General features: G+C 60.1%; 13 protein-coding genes, 1 tRNA gene and 1 pseudogene. 1 reads left to right on the top strand and 14 read right to left on the bottom strand.

Annotated elements, in window-relative coordinates; all coding sequences use genetic code 11:
* Positions 1–37 precede the first annotated feature (37 nt).
* The 13 genes and pseudogenes from EYD00_RS04250 to EYD00_RS04190 all read right to left on the bottom strand — a co-directional run bounded on the left by EYD00_RS04250 (position 38) and on the right by EYD00_RS04190 (position 11,205).
* The gene (locus tag EYD00_RS04250; RefSeq protein WP_051674140.1) at positions 38–937 is read right to left on the bottom strand and encodes an ABC transporter permease; all 900 of its coding nucleotides are present in this window, start codon (positions 935–937) and stop codon (positions 38–40) included.
* Positions 927–1,871, bottom strand: a complete 945-nt coding sequence (locus tag EYD00_RS04245; RefSeq protein ID WP_004441204.1) for an ABC transporter permease — start codon at positions 1,869–1,871, stop codon at positions 927–929. The genes EYD00_RS04250 and EYD00_RS04245 overlap by 11 nt, the downstream gene beginning before the upstream one ends.
* Before the next feature lie 67 nt (positions 1,872–1,938).
* Positions 1,939–2,427: a Cu(I)-responsive transcriptional regulator gene (gene cueR, locus EYD00_RS04240; protein ID WP_006697945.1), complete on the bottom strand. Its 489-nt coding sequence runs from the start codon at positions 2,425–2,427 to the stop codon at positions 1,939–1,941.
* A gap of 47 nt (positions 2,428–2,474) precedes the next feature.
* Positions 2,475–2,774, bottom strand: a pseudogene (locus EYD00_RS04235) (2Fe-2S iron-sulfur cluster-binding protein); the annotation flags it as partial.
* A gap of 11 nt (positions 2,775–2,785) precedes the next feature.
* On the bottom strand, positions 2,786–5,290 hold the full coding sequence (locus tag EYD00_RS04230; protein WP_004441199.1) for a heavy metal translocating P-type ATPase: 2,505 nt from the start codon (positions 5,288–5,290) through the stop codon (positions 2,786–2,788).
* A gap of 238 nt (positions 5,291–5,528) precedes the next feature.
* Positions 5,529–5,614: transfer RNA gene (locus EYD00_RS04225), tRNA-Leu, on the bottom strand.
* A gap of 136 nt (positions 5,615–5,750) precedes the next feature.
* Positions 5,751–6,479, bottom strand: coding sequence for a thermonuclease family protein (locus EYD00_RS04220; protein ID WP_004441197.1), 729 nt, complete (start codon positions 6,477–6,479; stop codon positions 5,751–5,753).
* A gap of 84 nt (positions 6,480–6,563) precedes the next feature.
* Positions 6,564–7,097, bottom strand: a complete 534-nt coding sequence (locus EYD00_RS04215) for a MerR family transcriptional regulator (protein WP_004441196.1) — start codon at positions 7,095–7,097, stop codon at positions 6,564–6,566.
* 276 nt (positions 7,098–7,373) lie between these two features.
* The gene (locus EYD00_RS04210) at positions 7,374–7,712 is read right to left on the bottom strand and encodes an integration host factor subunit alpha (RefSeq protein ID WP_006697942.1); all 339 of its coding nucleotides are present in this window, start codon (positions 7,710–7,712) and stop codon (positions 7,374–7,376) included.
* Positions 7,713–7,955: 243 nt separating this feature from the next.
* Positions 7,956–8,927, bottom strand: a complete 972-nt coding sequence (locus tag EYD00_RS04205; RefSeq protein ID WP_004441193.1) for a beta-ketoacyl-ACP synthase III — start codon at positions 8,925–8,927, stop codon at positions 7,956–7,958.
* Between the two features lie 4 nt (positions 8,928–8,931).
* Positions 8,932–9,993, bottom strand: a complete 1,062-nt coding sequence (gene plsX / locus EYD00_RS04200; protein WP_004441191.1) for a phosphate acyltransferase PlsX — start codon at positions 9,991–9,993, stop codon at positions 8,932–8,934.
* Between the two features lie 101 nt (positions 9,994–10,094).
* Positions 10,095–10,658 (bottom strand): YceD family protein, encoded by a 564-nt coding sequence (locus EYD00_RS04195; RefSeq protein WP_006697939.1) that lies wholly within the window; start codon positions 10,656–10,658, stop codon positions 10,095–10,097.
* 7 nt (positions 10,659–10,665) lie between these two features.
* Complete coding sequence (locus EYD00_RS04190) at positions 10,666–11,205, bottom strand: ubiquinol-cytochrome C chaperone family protein (RefSeq protein ID WP_004441188.1); 540 nt, start codon at positions 11,203–11,205, stop codon at positions 10,666–10,668.
* Between the two features lie 271 nt (positions 11,206–11,476).
* Between EYD00_RS04190 and EYD00_RS04185 the strand changes: the two genes are divergently transcribed.
* On the top strand, positions 11,477–12,007 hold the full coding sequence (locus tag EYD00_RS04185) for an outer membrane protein assembly factor BamE (protein WP_004441184.1): 531 nt from the start codon (positions 11,477–11,479) through the stop codon (positions 12,005–12,007).
* A 75-nt stretch (positions 12,008–12,082) separates the two neighbouring features.
* Here the strand turns inward: EYD00_RS04185 and EYD00_RS04180 are convergent, their stop codons facing one another.
* Positions 12,083–14,221: a sodium-translocating pyrophosphatase gene (locus EYD00_RS04180; RefSeq protein ID WP_004441182.1), complete on the bottom strand. Its 2,139-nt coding sequence runs from the start codon at positions 14,219–14,221 to the stop codon at positions 12,083–12,085.
* Positions 14,222–14,316: the final 95 nt, after the last annotated feature.

Below are 14,316 nucleotides of genomic sequence, written 5' to 3'. Positions count from 1 at the left end.
GACGGCAGTCAAATCGACCATTGCCCCTTCGCGGGCGTCAATGACCGCTCGTTTTCTTGGTTTCAAGGTTGAGGCCATGGCCGATCCAGGTCACGCTGAGCGCCGCCAGGAAAATCGCCAGACCCGGTGCGATAACCAGAACGGGGATGCGTTCGGCGTAGGCCTGCGCATCGGACAACATCAGCGCCCAGTCGGCGGCCGGCGGTTGTACGCCGAGCCCCAGAAATGACAGTCCGCCCACCGTGATCAGCTTGTGGCCGAACCGCAGGAACGCGACAGCGGCAATGGGCCAGATCGTGTTGGGAATAATATGCCGGAAGATGATGAAGCTCCGCGTACATCCAAGCACCTCTGCCGCGCGGATATATTCACGGGAATTGATCGAAAGCGTCAGTCCCCGTGCCAGCCGTGCGAAAGGCGTCCAGCCAACGATGGTCAGCGAGGCGATCAGCGTGCCGTATCCGGGCCCGAAGATGGCGACGAGGAAAATCGCGATCACGACATCTGGTATGGCTATGAGCAGGTCCACGATGCGCATCAAAATCTGATCGACTATGCCGCGGCTGCGGCCACTGACGATGCCGATCAAGGCTCCTATCACGACCGAGAGAATGACGGTGATCGCGGCGATGGTGACCGTGAAACGGCCGCCTATGAGCAGACGGCTGAGCACATCACGCCCCAGATAGTCCGTTCCGAGCCAATGGGCGGCGCTCGGCGCGTTCAGCCGCAGCCGAAGGTTCTGCTGCGCCGGATTATAAGGCGAAATCCACGGCGCAATGATGAGCAGCAGGATGATGGCGAGAAAGATCGCCGATCCCGCATAGAAGGTCCAGTGCCGCCGGCGAATGAAATCCATGAACCGGTTGAGTGTGGAGGGACGTCTGGGCGCGGTCATCGTCATGGCGGCAGCCTGTGGAAAGTGACTAATGGTCATGGCGACCTCGCATTGCTGGATTGATCAGGACATAGAAGCTGTCGGCCAGGGTATTGATCAGGATGGAAAGCGCGACGATGCAGATGAAGCCGCCCTGCAGCATCGGGATGTCGCGGTTGACCACCGCATCGTAGAGAAGCCGACCCATGCCGGGGATGGCGAAGATCACCTCCACCACCACCGATCCGCCCAGCAGGCCCGCAAGCCACAGGGCAAAAAACGTGACTACCGGAAGCGAGCCGTTGCGGATGCCGTGCCGCATGACCGTGCCATGCATGCCCAGCCCGCGGCTGCGCGCCGCCGTGATATAAGGGGCGCGTAAAACTTCGGCCATCGCCGCGCGCGTCACCTGCGTGAAATAGGCGAGCGGTCGCAGGGTCAGCGTCAGCGCAGGAAGGACCAGCGAACGCCAGCTGTCCCATCCCGCGGAGGGCAGCCAGCCAAGATAGAGGGCAAAGACGAGCGCAGACATGGGCGCGAACCAGTATTCGGGCGTGGCGACGAAGGTCTGGATCATCAGCGTCGCGAAATTGTCCAGCCTTCCGCCGGGACGCATTGCGGCAAGCGTGCCGAGCGGCAGGGCAACGGCCACCGCTATTGCCAGCGCCGTCAGCGCCAGTGTCACCGACACGCCGAGGGAACGTAAAAGCTCACCGGCGACGGGTTGGCTGCTGGTGAAGGAGAAGCCAAGGTCACCGCGTAACGCGTTCGACAGCCAGGCGAAATATTGCACATAGAGCGGACGGTCGAGCCCGAGGCTGGTTCTCAGCGCTTCAACGGCGTGTGGATCAAGCGCCGTATCGCGCATGCGCGAAAACAGGATGGTACGGGCCGGATCGCCACCGGCCATATAGGGCAAAAGAAACGCGATGACGGAAACGATCGCCAACATCAGGCAAAGGATAAGGAAGCGCTGTAATATCTGTATCCACATGGCTGGTCTCCTTCACCGCATTGGCATTTTTACCGCAATCGACGACGTCCACGATTGGAACGGCCGCTCATTTCGCAAGGCGCTGTAGTTCCGCTACCGGGCCGGACGTGCCCTTCAACATGCCCGAACGTTTCGGCACCACCGCCGCCGGGACGAAATCGGGATCTTCCGATTGCGCCAGATCCTGAATGATCGGACACTCCGGCTCGCCATTATCCGGGCAATAGGTCGCCAGATGGCGGAGCGTATCGGCCATGTCGCGAAGCGTTTGCATCTTGGCTTCGAGATCGACGACGTGTTCCATGACGATGCGTTTGACGTCGCAGGAGGCGCCGCCGGGATCACGCCACAAGGTCATGAGCTGCCTTATCTTTTCGATTGAAAAACCGAGGTCGCGGCCGCGCCTTATAAAGCGCAGTGTTTCCAGATCATTGGCCGTATAGACCCGGTAGCCGGAATCGGTGCGGCTCGCCGATTTGATCAGGCCGATCGTCTCGTAATGTCTGATCATCTTTGCAGAAACGCCGGATGCGGTGGCGGCTGTGCCGATGTTCATGGATCCTGCTCCTATCTTTCCGGGGTGGACAACAGATCTGCATCACTGTCGGAGAGCGCGTCAGCGCCATTCAGCCAGCCGATCACCACGTCGCTTAATGGTATGGCTCGGCATGCAAGCGTCAGGCCATCTGCTTTCTCTTCCTCAGTCAGCGAAAAAGGCGTGTGCTTGAGAAGGTGGACCTCACCGGAGATCAGCCTCGATTTGCAGGCCCCACAGCGGCCCATGCGACAGCCGTGCGGGTAAGCGATGCCCGATGCCAGGGCGGCCTGAAGGACAGTCTCGCCCTCCGCCACCGCGATGCTGCGATCAATCTGCGGCAAGTGGATGGACCGGGGGAGCGCCATTGTGTCCCCTCCTATTCCGCTGCTGCGAGCTGCAAGCCCGCGGGTCTGTCCGTGAGCGGCGCACGGAAGCTTTTCAGGCGCAGCGCGTTCGTCAGGACGAAGACGCTGGAAAGTGCCATTGCGCCGGCAGCAAGGACGGGTGACAGCAACACGCCGTTGACAGGATACAATATTCCGGCCGCCACGGGAACGAGCGCGGCATTGTAAGCGAAGGCCCAGAACAGGTTCTGGCCGATATTGCGGATCGTGGCCTTGGACAGGGCGATGGCATTGGCCACACCGCGCAGATCGCCCGACATCAGCACCACATCGGCGCTCTCAATCGCGACATCCGTGCCCGTTCCGATGGCGAGGCCGACATCGGCTGCCGCAAGCGCCGGTGCATCGTTGATGCCATCGCCTACGAAGGCGACCCGGCGCCCACCGGCGGCAAGCCTTTTGACGGCTTCGACCTTGCCGTCCGGCAGCACTTCCGCCACCACCTCGTCAATGCCGAGGCGATGGGCGATGGCCTCTGCGGTGCGGCGATTGTCACCCGTGATCATCGTGACCTTGAGGCCGAGCGCATGCAGCGCCGCGATCGCCTCCGGGGTCGTCTGCTTCACCGGATCGGCCACTGCGATAATCGCGGCCAGCCTGCCGTCGACTGCAGCATAAAGCGGCGACTGCCCTTCCCTGCCCAGCCGGTCTGCTTCATGCGCAAACATCGCGGTATCGTAACCGAGCTTCGCCATGAACCGGTCCGCGCCCGCTTCAACCCTGCGCCCTTCAACCACCGCCGCCACGCCAAAACCCGGCGTTGCCTCGAAACCTTCCGCATCGGCAATCGCCAGGCCGCCATGTTTCGCGGCTTCGACGATCGCCTCCGCAATCGGGTGTTCGGATCGGCTTTCGAGGGATGCCACAAGGCGCAGCACCTCATCGGCACCGAAGCCCTCGGTCGTTGTAAAATGCACCAGTTTCGGCCTGCCGAGCGTCAACGTGCCGGTCTTGTCGACGGCGATCACCTCGGCATCGCGGAGCGTCTGCAACGCATCACCGCGCCGGAACAGCACGCCCATCTCGGCGGCGCGGCCAGTGCCGACCATGATCGAGGTAGGCGTGGCAAGGCCCATAGCGCAGGGACAGGCGATGATGAGAACCGCAACCGCATTGACGAGAGCGAAGGTCAGAGCCGGATCCGGCCCGAAGACGAACCACACGAGGAAGGTGACGGCTGCGGCCAGCATCACCGCCGGCACGAACCAGTTGGTGACCTTGTCGACCAGCGCCTGAATGGGCAGCTTGTCGGCCTGTGCTTCCTCGACCATGCGGATGATCTGGGCGATCAGCGTATCGGCACCCACCTTGGTGGCGCGGAAGGTGAAAGAGCCGTTGCGGTTCACCGTACCGCCCACGACCTCGGAACCCGCCGTTTTCGTAACCGGCACTGGTTCGCCGGTTATCATCGATTCGTCGACATAGGACGAGCCACTGAGGATCACGCCATCGACTGGCACTTTCTCGCCAGGACGGACAATGATCACATCACCGGCGCGCACATCCTGCAACGGCACGTCCATGGTTTCGCCGTCGCGTAACACCCGCGCCGACTTGGCCTGCAACCCGAGCAATCGTTTTATCGCCTCGCTGGTGCGGCCTTTGGCGCGCGCTTCAAGGAACCGGCCAAGGAGGATGAGCGTGACGATGACAGCAGCGGCCTCGTAATAGACATTCGCCGTGCCGCGCGGCAATATTTCGGGCAGGAACGTTGCGACAACCGAAAATCCCCAGGCGGCGGCGGTGCCCAACACGACAAGCGAATTCATATCCGGCGCGAGCCGCAGAAGTGCGGGTATGCCTTTTTTGAAGAAACGCAGACCCGGTCCAAAGAGTACCAGCGTCGTCAGAACGGATTGCAGATACCAGCTTTCCCGCATGCCGACCGTTTCCATCACGATGTCGTGGATCGCGGGGACAAGATGCGAGCCCATTTCCAGAACGAAGACTGGCAGGGTCAAAGCAGCGGCCACGGCCAGGTTGATTTTCAGGCTGCGCAACTCCACGGCGCGTCGGTCCTGTTCCACTTCGCCGGCCCTGTCGGCGACGATTTCCTTCGCCGTGTAACCCGCCCGTCTGATCGCCTCCCCCAAGGTGGCGGTAGAAGCGGCATTGCCGGCGACGCGGATGGTGGCGCGCTCGGTCGCCAGGTTGACGCTCGCTTCCGAAACACCGGAAACAGCCTTCAGGGCCTTTTCAACACGCCCGACACAGGAGGCGCATGTCATGCCCTCAATATCAAGCTCTATCGTTCTTTCTTCGACCCCATAGCCGGCATTCCGCACCGCCGCGATCACGGCCGGCACGTCAGGTGATCCGGAAAAAGAGATGTCAGCGCGTTCCGTCGCAAGATTGACCGAAGCCTTGAAAACCCCGGGCACCCTGGCGATCGCCTTTTCAACGCGGCCGACGCAGGAGGCGCATGTCATGCCATCGATCGCAATCTGATGGCTCGCCCGGATCTCCATTTGTGACATGCGTATGACCCCTCTTTTCTCATTTAAAAAAAAGATAGGGCTTCCCATCGTGGCAAGGTCAATAGGTTCTTTCGGGTGATTTCAACGGAAAAATGCCGCCTGCGTGATCAAGCACACTTTTAAGGCAATCCTGCGGATCTCAGCGCCAACCATGCCGAAAACCTGGAAAATTCGGCATAAAATCCTCCAGACGCCGGGAAACCGCAGGGAAGCAAAAAAGAAAATTTAATCGGGGGTATGGTGCGGACGGCGGGACTTGAACCCGCAAGACCAATGGTCGGCAGATTTTAAGTCTGCTGCGTCTACCGATTTCGCCACGTCCGCATTGCGGCGCCATGAACCGTTTGGGGTCAAGTCGCTGCAAAAATGCTGTCATCGTTCAGGTGGCCGGCGCAAAGGCCGACCTTAAACACGACCGCGCCTCATCTACACAGTCCGGGCCGTTTCGGTCAACGGGGCCTCAGCCACACCAGGACTGATTTTTTCCCGAGAGCGGATGGGCCAGACCTTCGCGCACGAGTTGATCGGCGAAGGAGACGCCTGAACGCGAAAGGCGTGTCCGTTCCGTAGCTTGCCCGCCCGCAGCACCGGTAGATGCGACATCGAAGGCGCCGGCGTTCAGCATTTCGCGAAGCCTGACTTTCGCAATGAAACCGCGCTGGCGTTCTTCCATGCAGCGCGCCCGGTCGATCTGCGGAACCTCAATGCCGGCGAGCTGCATTTTGACGCCCTTCATCCAGAAGGTGTTGCCATCGGCCACACAATTGTTGAGGCCGGAGCGGCCGCAAAAGGCAAAAGTGCCGCTTTTTTCGCCGAGCGAGACCTTTTCGACTGACGGGCGGGTTTCCGGCAGGATAGCTGCGACCTTGTTCTGAGAGGCCGTAGGCGGCATGGCGATGGGGCGTGGCGGAACCGGTGCGTTGCCGGGCAGGACGGGGGCAGCAGGGCGCATGGCCGCGACTTTCTCGGAGGTAACCGCCTCGCGCTTGGCCGCCGTCGTGACTTTAGGAGCGTTGGCTGCCGAAGACGTCGCCTTAGCAACAGCCCGCTGCGGCAAAAGACTATCGCGATGTTCGTAGGCCTGAATGCCGCCGGCAACCACACCCAGCATCAGCACCCAGGGCCAAACGCTACCGCCACTCGATTTCTTCGCCGTGCGGCGTCGCGCTGTCGATTTTCGGTTGCTCACGGTCGGACTCCTTTTTACGGAGCCGCATTATCGGCCAAAGGGGTTTCTGAAAGGTTGGCGTCCCGAAACAGCTGTGGAAAAGGTTTAGCGAACCTGATCCAGCAGGCGCTTGCATTCGAGCAGATCAAACAGGGCCTCCTGCAAAAGCGCCTGGTCATCCTTGCCAATGCCGGACTTGCCCACCGATATTTCAGCGTCGCTGCCGCCACCGCCAAAACCGAAAAACCGGCCGCTTGGCTTCGCCTTCGGACGGCCGACGACCTCATCGCCATCGGTATCGATAACCCGCGGCTCGTTGACTTCCTTTTCGCCGCTCGCCGCCATGATGGCTTCCATGGTCGCGAGATCACCGGAGGCAATGGCAGCCACGAAGCGGTTGCCATTGGCTTTCAGCAGCTTCTGCACGCCCTTGATAGTGTAGCCATGGTCATAAAGAAGATGACGTATGCCTTTCAGCAGGTCGATGTCATCAGGGCGGTAATAACGGCGGCCCCCGCCCCGTTTCATCGGCTTGATCTGCGGAAAGCGCGTTTCCCAGAAACGCAGCACATGCTGCGGCAGGTTCAGCTCATCCGCCACTTCACTGATCGTCCGAAACGCGTCGGGGCTTTTATCCAAATTTCCACTCCCATCCGAACCGGAGCGCCATGCATCCGGCCGGACACTGAACGAGAACGCTTTTCACCCGTCGGCCCGCATATCACGCAAGGTCAGGTCCGACCTTCGCGCCAACACCGGTTGCGGCAGGATACAAATCACTAAAATTGATTATGATGTGAGTCGACCGGATTTCAACGGCTTGCGCGTTGAAATTCAAGCATGTTCACAGGAAGAATGGGAAAAAGGGCTTACGGAGGCGCAAAACCGCGCCATGGCGCTGCTTCGCGCGAAGGCTTACGTACCGGACTTCTGGCCCTTCTGCTTGGCTTTACGGGCGGTATGCGCTTTCAGAATGCGCTGCTTCAATACATTCGAAGCCTTGAAGGTCATGACGCGACGTGGGGAAATCGGAACTTCCTCCCCCGTCTTCGGGTTGCGGCCAATGCGCTCGTTCTTTTCCCTGATCTGAAACGTCGCGAAAGAGGAGAGCTTGACGACTTCGCCGCGGGTGATCGCGTTGCATATTTCGTCGATAATCGTTTCGACCAGCTCAGCGGATTCGGTGCGGGACAGCCCGACTTTACGAAACACAGATTCTGCAAGATCTGCGCGTGTCACTGTCTTCCCGGCCATTTTTCCCCACAAACCGTGTCTGAATTCTTCTCTAGGAGACGCCGAGATTATTTCCCTTGTGGCGGCCGGTCAAGGGACTGTTCCAGATTCATTTGCGGCTTTCGGCAATCGCTGCAAGGGCTTAGAGCAACTGATACGGTTTTGACACAGGCCGAGCCGTCAAGACGCGCCTTATCGGGGCGTGAGCGCGAAAATCACAGCGGATTTCGCTTCACCGCCCCGGCAAACGCTGAAATCGCGCCTTTACCAGCGCAGCAACACCGCACCCCAGGTGAAACCGCCGCCCATGGCCTCCAGCATGACAAGATCGCCCTTCTTGATGCGGCCATCACCTGCGGCAACGGCAAGCGCCAGCGGAATGGAGGCCGCGGAGGTATTGCCATGCTGATCGACGGTAATGACGACCTTTTCCGGGTCGATGTTGAGCTTTTTCGCCGATCCGTCGATGATGCGCTTGTTGGCCTGATGCGGAACGAGCCAGTCCAGATCGTCTGCCGTGGTGCCCGTGGCTTCGAATGCCTGTTCAATCACGTCGGTGATCATGCCGACGGCGTGTTTGAACACTTCACGGCCTTCCATGCGCAGATGACCGACCGTGCCCGTTGTTGAGGGCCCGCCATCGACATAGAGCTTTTCCTTGTGCGAACCGTCGGAACGCAGCTGCGCCGTCAGGATACCGCGATCGGCAGAGGTACCCTCGCCTTCCCCAGCCTCCAGAACAAGCGCGCCGGCGCCATCGCCGAAGAGAACGCAGGTGGTGCGGTCCTTCCAGTCAAGAATGCGCGAAAAGGTCTCGGAGCCGATTACAAGAACGCGCTTGGCCATGCCGCCTCGAACATAGAGGTCGGCGGTAGAGACGGCATAGACAAAGCCCGAGCAGACAGCCTGCATGTCGAAGGCGAAGCCGTGGGTCATGCCGAGGCGGTTCTGGATGTTCACTGCCGTCGCGGGGAAGGTGTTATCCGGCGTCGAGGTGGCCAGGATGATGAGATCGATATCGTCGGGCGTCAGACCGGCATTGTCGAGAGCCGCACGCGCCGCCGCTTCGCCGAGAGACGCGGTGGTTTCACCTTCGCCGGCGATGTAGCGCTGCTTGATGCCGGTTCGCTGCACGATCCATTCGTCTGACGTCTCCACGACGCCTTCGATTTCGCTGTTGGTCATCACACGCTTCGGCAGCGCTGCCCCGAAACCACGAACTATAGAGCGGATCATTCCGTTATTCCTCGTCAGCCACGAGTGCTTCGGGCGCCGGGGGCGGAAGCCGTCTTGCGTGGTAAATCTTGAGATCGTTTTCTATCTTGGCCGTCAGGCCGTTATGAACCATGTCGTAGCCGACATCGACGGCGGAAGCAAAACCGATGGCATCCGTACCGCCATGGCTCTTGATGACAATGCCGTTCAGGCCGAGAAACACGCCGCCATTGACCTTGCGCGGATCCATCTTTTCACGCAGCACGTCGAAGGCGCTCTTTGCGAGAACATAACCGATCTTGGCGAAGAAGCTGCGGGAGATCGCCTCACGCAGCAACGTGCTGATCTGGCGGGCGGTGCCTTCGGCCGCTTTCAGCGCGATATTGCCGGTGAAACCTTCGGTCACCACGACATCAACCGTGCCCTTGCCGATATCGTCACCTTCGACGAAACCGCGATAATCGATGGTGCCGAGATCTGCCTCGCGGATCAGCCGTCCGGCCTCGCGAACCTCTTCCTGACCCTTCACCTCCTCGACGCCGACATTGAGCAGGCCGACCGTCGGACGGTCGATATCGAAGAGCGCGCGCGCCATGGCGCCGCCCATGAGGGCGAAATCCAGAAGCTGCTGGGAGTCGGCGCCGATCGTCGCGCCTATGTCGAGCACGATGCTTTCGCCCTTCAGTGTCGGCCAGATACCGGCGATTGCCGGGCGTTCCACCCGCGCCATGGTGCGCAGACAGAATTTCGCCATGGCCATCAGCGCACCGGTATTGCCGGCGGAAACGGCGACGTCAGCCTCGCCGAGTTTCACGGCCTCAATGGCGCGCCACATGCTGGAGACGTAGCGGCCGCGGCGCAGCGCCTGGCTGGGCTTCTCGTCCATGCTGACAGAGACTTCACAATCGTGAAAGACCGACTTTTCCCGAAGTGCGGGATATTGTGCCAGAATGGGGTCGCATTTGCTCTTCTGCCCGTAGAGCAGAAAAGTTACATCGTTGTGCCGTTCGAGCGCCTTGGCGGCACCCGGGATGGCAACATCTGGGCCGAAATCGCCGCCCATGACGTCAATTGCAATTCTGATCACTCGTCCCTTATCCTTACTTGCCGCCAATCAAGCGGATTTTGCGCGAAAATACCTTTTCCGGCCTTCGTTACAATAAAATTATTTCAGCCCGGCTGGGCCATTCAGTCTTTTTTCCAATCTTTCAGCACGGCAAAGGGCGATGGCCGCTTCTCTTCTTCAGGTTCTTTTTCGGCCGTTTCGGGGAACGCCGCATCCGGTTTGCGCGGATAGGGATCGATGGCAAGGGCGGCAAATTCGGCAACGACAGCGCCGACATCGATGCTGTCGCCGGTGAACTGATCGGGAATGTCGGGACCATCGGGATCGAGCACGATTTCGCCTTCTTCGTTCGTGACCATCCGCGCCAGTTTCGAACCTTCCGGCACGAAAATCTGCTCGACAGTCTCGTCGATCTTGCTCGACACCGGCTCCAGCGTCACGACGCAGGACTGGGTCACGGCCGCATGCACCTCGCCTTTTACCTTCACGCCATCCTTCTTCCAGCGGGATACCTGCAGCTCTGCCTTCAGATATTCGACGGAAACCACGTCCCAGAATTTCGCCAGCGCCTTGAGCTCCTCGGCATCGGCTTCGAGACCAATCCTGACGGGATTGGCGGAAATATGGCCTACCTTCACGGGATAGGAGAAAGGCAGGTCGTCATTTGCGGCGTGTCGCGCGTTCATGTGAACCTCATCGTCCAGGCAAGGGCAGCGTCAGGCTTCCGGTTGCAATTGTTTCTTCGGAACAGGCGGCAAGGACGGAAGAAGCCTCCATCATCCAGCCCGCCAGCCCATCCAGCGCCGGCGCGTTCTCGTTTGCCTGCGGATATATATTGCGCCGGAGTGCCGCGGCAAGGGCCGCAAGGTCGGACGTATCCAGCGCCGCCGCGTAGGATTCGAGACGGCCATAAAACATGCCGGCGAATTTCTTCATGCGTTTTGGCACGCCCTGATCGCCAATGCCAAGCTCACGGATGGAGTGATCAAGGTCCTGAAAGAAGGCGTCGACAATCTCCTGGGCAATCTCCTGCCCGCTGACACCGGAGGATTTGGTGCGGCGGAAATAGAGAATCATCATGACTGACAGCATCTCGAAACGGCCCATTACAGTGTCCGGTACCCCGAGATCGAGATAAAATTCGGGTGTGCGGGCTGCTGCCGTCAAGGTCGCATATTGCCTGTCAACTATGGCGCGATTGTTGTTTTTCTTCTTGAACAGCCCGAATATCATCGTTTTTTTTCCGAACGGGACGGGTGAATGCGCTTACCGCCCATCGCACTTGTTGCATGATCGTCAAAGCTGGTTTACCGAAGCATCCACGAATTGCAATGCTGTCGCGGTCACGTTCGTCTTTGCGCTGAAACAGTCGAAGAGAACCGGAGGAGTTCCAAAAGGCCGGGAAAGCATTGAATTTGGGGGGTGATCGGGATTTTCCGTCCCCGGATTGACACAATCATGTGCACAGACACTGTGCACCACGCAATGCCGGAAGGTGCCATTCATGATCGCAGTCGGGGAAAAGCAGTTGAGCAAGCAGAAATCCGCAAGTCACGGCAAAATTCTGAGCAAGACCGCCATCGCAATCGTGCTCGCATCCAGCCTGCTTTCCGCCTGCACCAGCACGACAGATGTATTCCATAACGGCTATGTCATGGACGAGCAGTCGCTCCAGCTGATCCCGGAAGGCTCGAGCCGTGAGCAGGTTCTCCTGACCATGGGCACGCCCTCCACGACCGCGACCTTCGGCAATGAAGTGTTCTATTACATCTCGCAGAAGCGTGTGCGCCGTGCGGCCTTCATGAAGCCGTCGCTGGTCGAACAGAACATTCTCGCCATTTATTTCAACAAGGACGGCGTCATCGAGCGCAAGGCCAACTACACGCTGCAGGACGGCAAGGTCTTCGACACGATTTCGCGCACCACGCCGACAGGCGGCAAGGACCTCACCTTCCTGCAGCAGCTGCTTTCCGGCGGCACCTCGGGCGCCAATATCGCCAAGAGCATTCTCGGCCAGGGCGGCAATACGCCCTGACCTCAGCAGGAACGGAAAATTCAAAGGCCCGGGGATCGCTCCCCGGGCCTTTTCAATTTGTCGAAACGGTAGCCTTCAGTGGGCGAGAACCGCCAGCAGCAGCAGCGCCACGATATTGGTAATCTTGATGGCCGGGTTGACCGCCGGACCCGCGGTATCCTTATAGGGATCGCCTACGGTATCACCCGTGACCGATGCCTTGTGCGCCTCCGAACCCTTGACGTGGCGTACGCCGTCCTTGTCGACGAAACCGTCTTCGAAGCTCTTCTTGGCGTTATCCCATGCGCCGCCGCCTGACGTCATGGAAATCGCCACGAAGAGGCCATTGATGATGACACCGAGCAGTGATGCGCCGAGTGCGGCAAAGGCCGAGGCCTTGGAACCGGAAATCAGCAGCACACCGAAATAGACCACGAGAGGCGCCAGAACCGGCAGAAGCGACGGGATGACCATTTCCCTGATCGCCGCCCTGGTGAGCAGGTCCACGGCCTTGCCGTAGTCAGGCTTTTCCGTGCCGGCCATGATGCCGGGTTTTTCGCGGAACTGGCGACGGACTTCCTCAACGATGGCGCCTGCCGCCTTGCCCACCGCCGTCATGGCAATGCCGCCGAAGAGATAAGGAATGAGGCCGCCGAACAGCAGGCCGGCAACCACGTAAGGGTTGGCGAGGCTGAAGGAAATCTCGCCTATATCCTTGAAGTAGGGATAGGTGTCGCCGTTGGCTGCGAAATAGGAAAGGTCGTTGGCATAGGCGGCGAACAGAACCAGCGCGCCGAGACCGGCTGAGCCGATGGCATAACCCTTGGTCACGGCTTTCGTGGTATTGCCGACAGCATCCAGCGCGTCTGTCGCCTTGCGAACGTCTGGATCAAGACCAGCCATTTCAGCAATGCCGCCGGCATTGTCCGTGACCGGCCCGAAGGCATCGAGCGCGACGATCATGCCGGCGAGACCAAGCATGGCGGTAACGGCAATACCGGTGCCGAACAGGCCACCGAGCTGGTAGGTGCCGATGATGCCGCCGACGATGACGATGGCCGGCAATGCGGTCGATTCGAGCGAAACGGCAAGCCCCTGGATGACGTTGGTGCCGTGGCCCGTCACCGAGGCCTGGGCGATGGAATTGACCGGGCGCTTGTTGGTGCCGGTATAATATTCGGTAATGACGACGATCAGCGCCGTCACGACGAGACCGACAAGGCCGCACAGGAAGAGATTGGTGCCGGTGATTTCCGTGCCGGCCACCGTGCCCACCGTCCCCCAGCCGATCGTCGCATAAGTGGCGACGGCAAGACCCGCGACGGAAAAGATACCGGTGGCGATGAGGCCCTTGTACAGCGCGCCCATGATGGAATTGTTGGTGCCGAGCTTCACGAAGAAGGTGCCGGCAATCGAGGTCAGGATGCAGGCGCCGCAGATCGCCAGCGGATAGACCATTGCGCTTTCGAGTACCGGCGTTCCCGCAAAGAAGATCGCGGCGAGAACCATGGTGGCCACCACCGAAACGGCATAGGTCTCGAAAAGATCGGCCGCCATGCCGGCGCAGTCACCGACGTTGTCGCCGACATTGTCGGCGATGGTTGCGGGGTTGCGCGGGTCATCCTCAGGAATGCCCGCCTCGACCTTGCCGACGAGATCGCCGCCGACATCGGCGCCCTTTGTGAAGATGCCGCCGCCGAGACGCGCGAAGATGGAGATCAGCGACGCGCCGAATCCGAGCGACACCAGCGCATCGATCACTTCCCGCGAGCCGGGCGCATGGCCCATCACCGAGGTGAGGATGAAATAATAGATGGATACGCCGAGCAGCGCGAGGCCCGCCACCAGCATGCCGGTAATGGCGCCTGATTTGAACGCGATGTCGAGTCCGGCGGACAGGCTGTGTGACGCGGCCTGCGCCGTACGCAGATTGGCCCTGACGGACACATGCATGCCGACGAAACCGGCAACACCTGAAAGGACGGCACCGATGATGAAACCGATCGCGGCCATGGATGACAGGAGATACCAGGCCAGAACGGCGACGATCAGGCCGACGATGGCGATGGTGAGATATTGGCGGGTGAGATAAGCTTGCGCACCTTCACGGATATAACCTGCTATTTCACGCATGCGCTCGTTGCCCTGATCGGCATCGAGGACGCTCTTGGTTGCCCATACCGCGTAAACCACGGACAGGACACCGCATAAAATGACTATGGGTATTACGGTCATGCGCACTTACCTCCCAAAAGGCCGGGCCTCACTCCCACCCCGGCGTGGCGAAACCATGTGCAGCGGGACGCGGACGGCCTGTCCGAAGTCCCCTA

It is taken from the genome of Agrobacterium sp. 33MFTa1.1, from assembly GCF_004328495.1.
GTDB classification, from domain to species: domain Bacteria; phylum Pseudomonadota; class Alphaproteobacteria; order Rhizobiales; family Rhizobiaceae; genus Agrobacterium; species Agrobacterium pusense.
The sequence above is the reverse complement of the archived record's forward strand: the minus strand, read 5'-3'. Positions and strand labels throughout refer to the sequence as shown.

Coding starts and splice junctions, on each gene's coding strand:
- EYD00_RS04230 (WP_004441199.1), bottom strand. CDS start 5,290: ATGTCACAAATGGAGATCCGGGCGAGCCATCAGATTGCGATCGATGGC.
- EYD00_RS04250 (WP_051674140.1), bottom strand. CDS start 937: ATGACCATTAGTCACTTTCCACAGGCTGCCGCCATGACGATGACCGCG.
- EYD00_RS04195 (WP_006697939.1), bottom strand. CDS start 10,658: ATGAACGCGCGACACGCCGCAAATGACGACCTGCCTTTCTCCTATCCC.
- EYD00_RS04245 (WP_004441204.1), bottom strand. CDS start 1,871: ATGTGGATACAGATATTACAGCGCTTCCTTATCCTTTGCCTGATGTTG.
- EYD00_RS04210 (WP_006697942.1), bottom strand. CDS start 7,712: ATGGCCGGGAAGACAGTGACACGCGCAGATCTTGCAGAATCTGTGTTT.
- EYD00_RS04190 (WP_004441188.1), bottom strand. CDS start 11,205: ATGATATTCGGGCTGTTCAAGAAGAAAAACAACAATCGCGCCATAGTT.
- EYD00_RS04180 (WP_004441182.1), bottom strand. CDS start 14,221: ATGACCGTAATACCCATAGTCATTTTATGCGGTGTCCTGTCCGTGGTT.
- cueR (WP_006697945.1), bottom strand. CDS start 2,427: ATGAACATCGGCACAGCCGCCACCGCATCCGGCGTTTCTGCAAAGATG.
- EYD00_RS04205 (WP_004441193.1), bottom strand. CDS start 8,927: ATGATCCGCTCTATAGTTCGTGGTTTCGGGGCAGCGCTGCCGAAGCGT.
- EYD00_RS04185 (WP_004441184.1), top strand. CDS start 11,477: ATGATCGCAGTCGGGGAAAAGCAGTTGAGCAAGCAGAAATCCGCAAGT.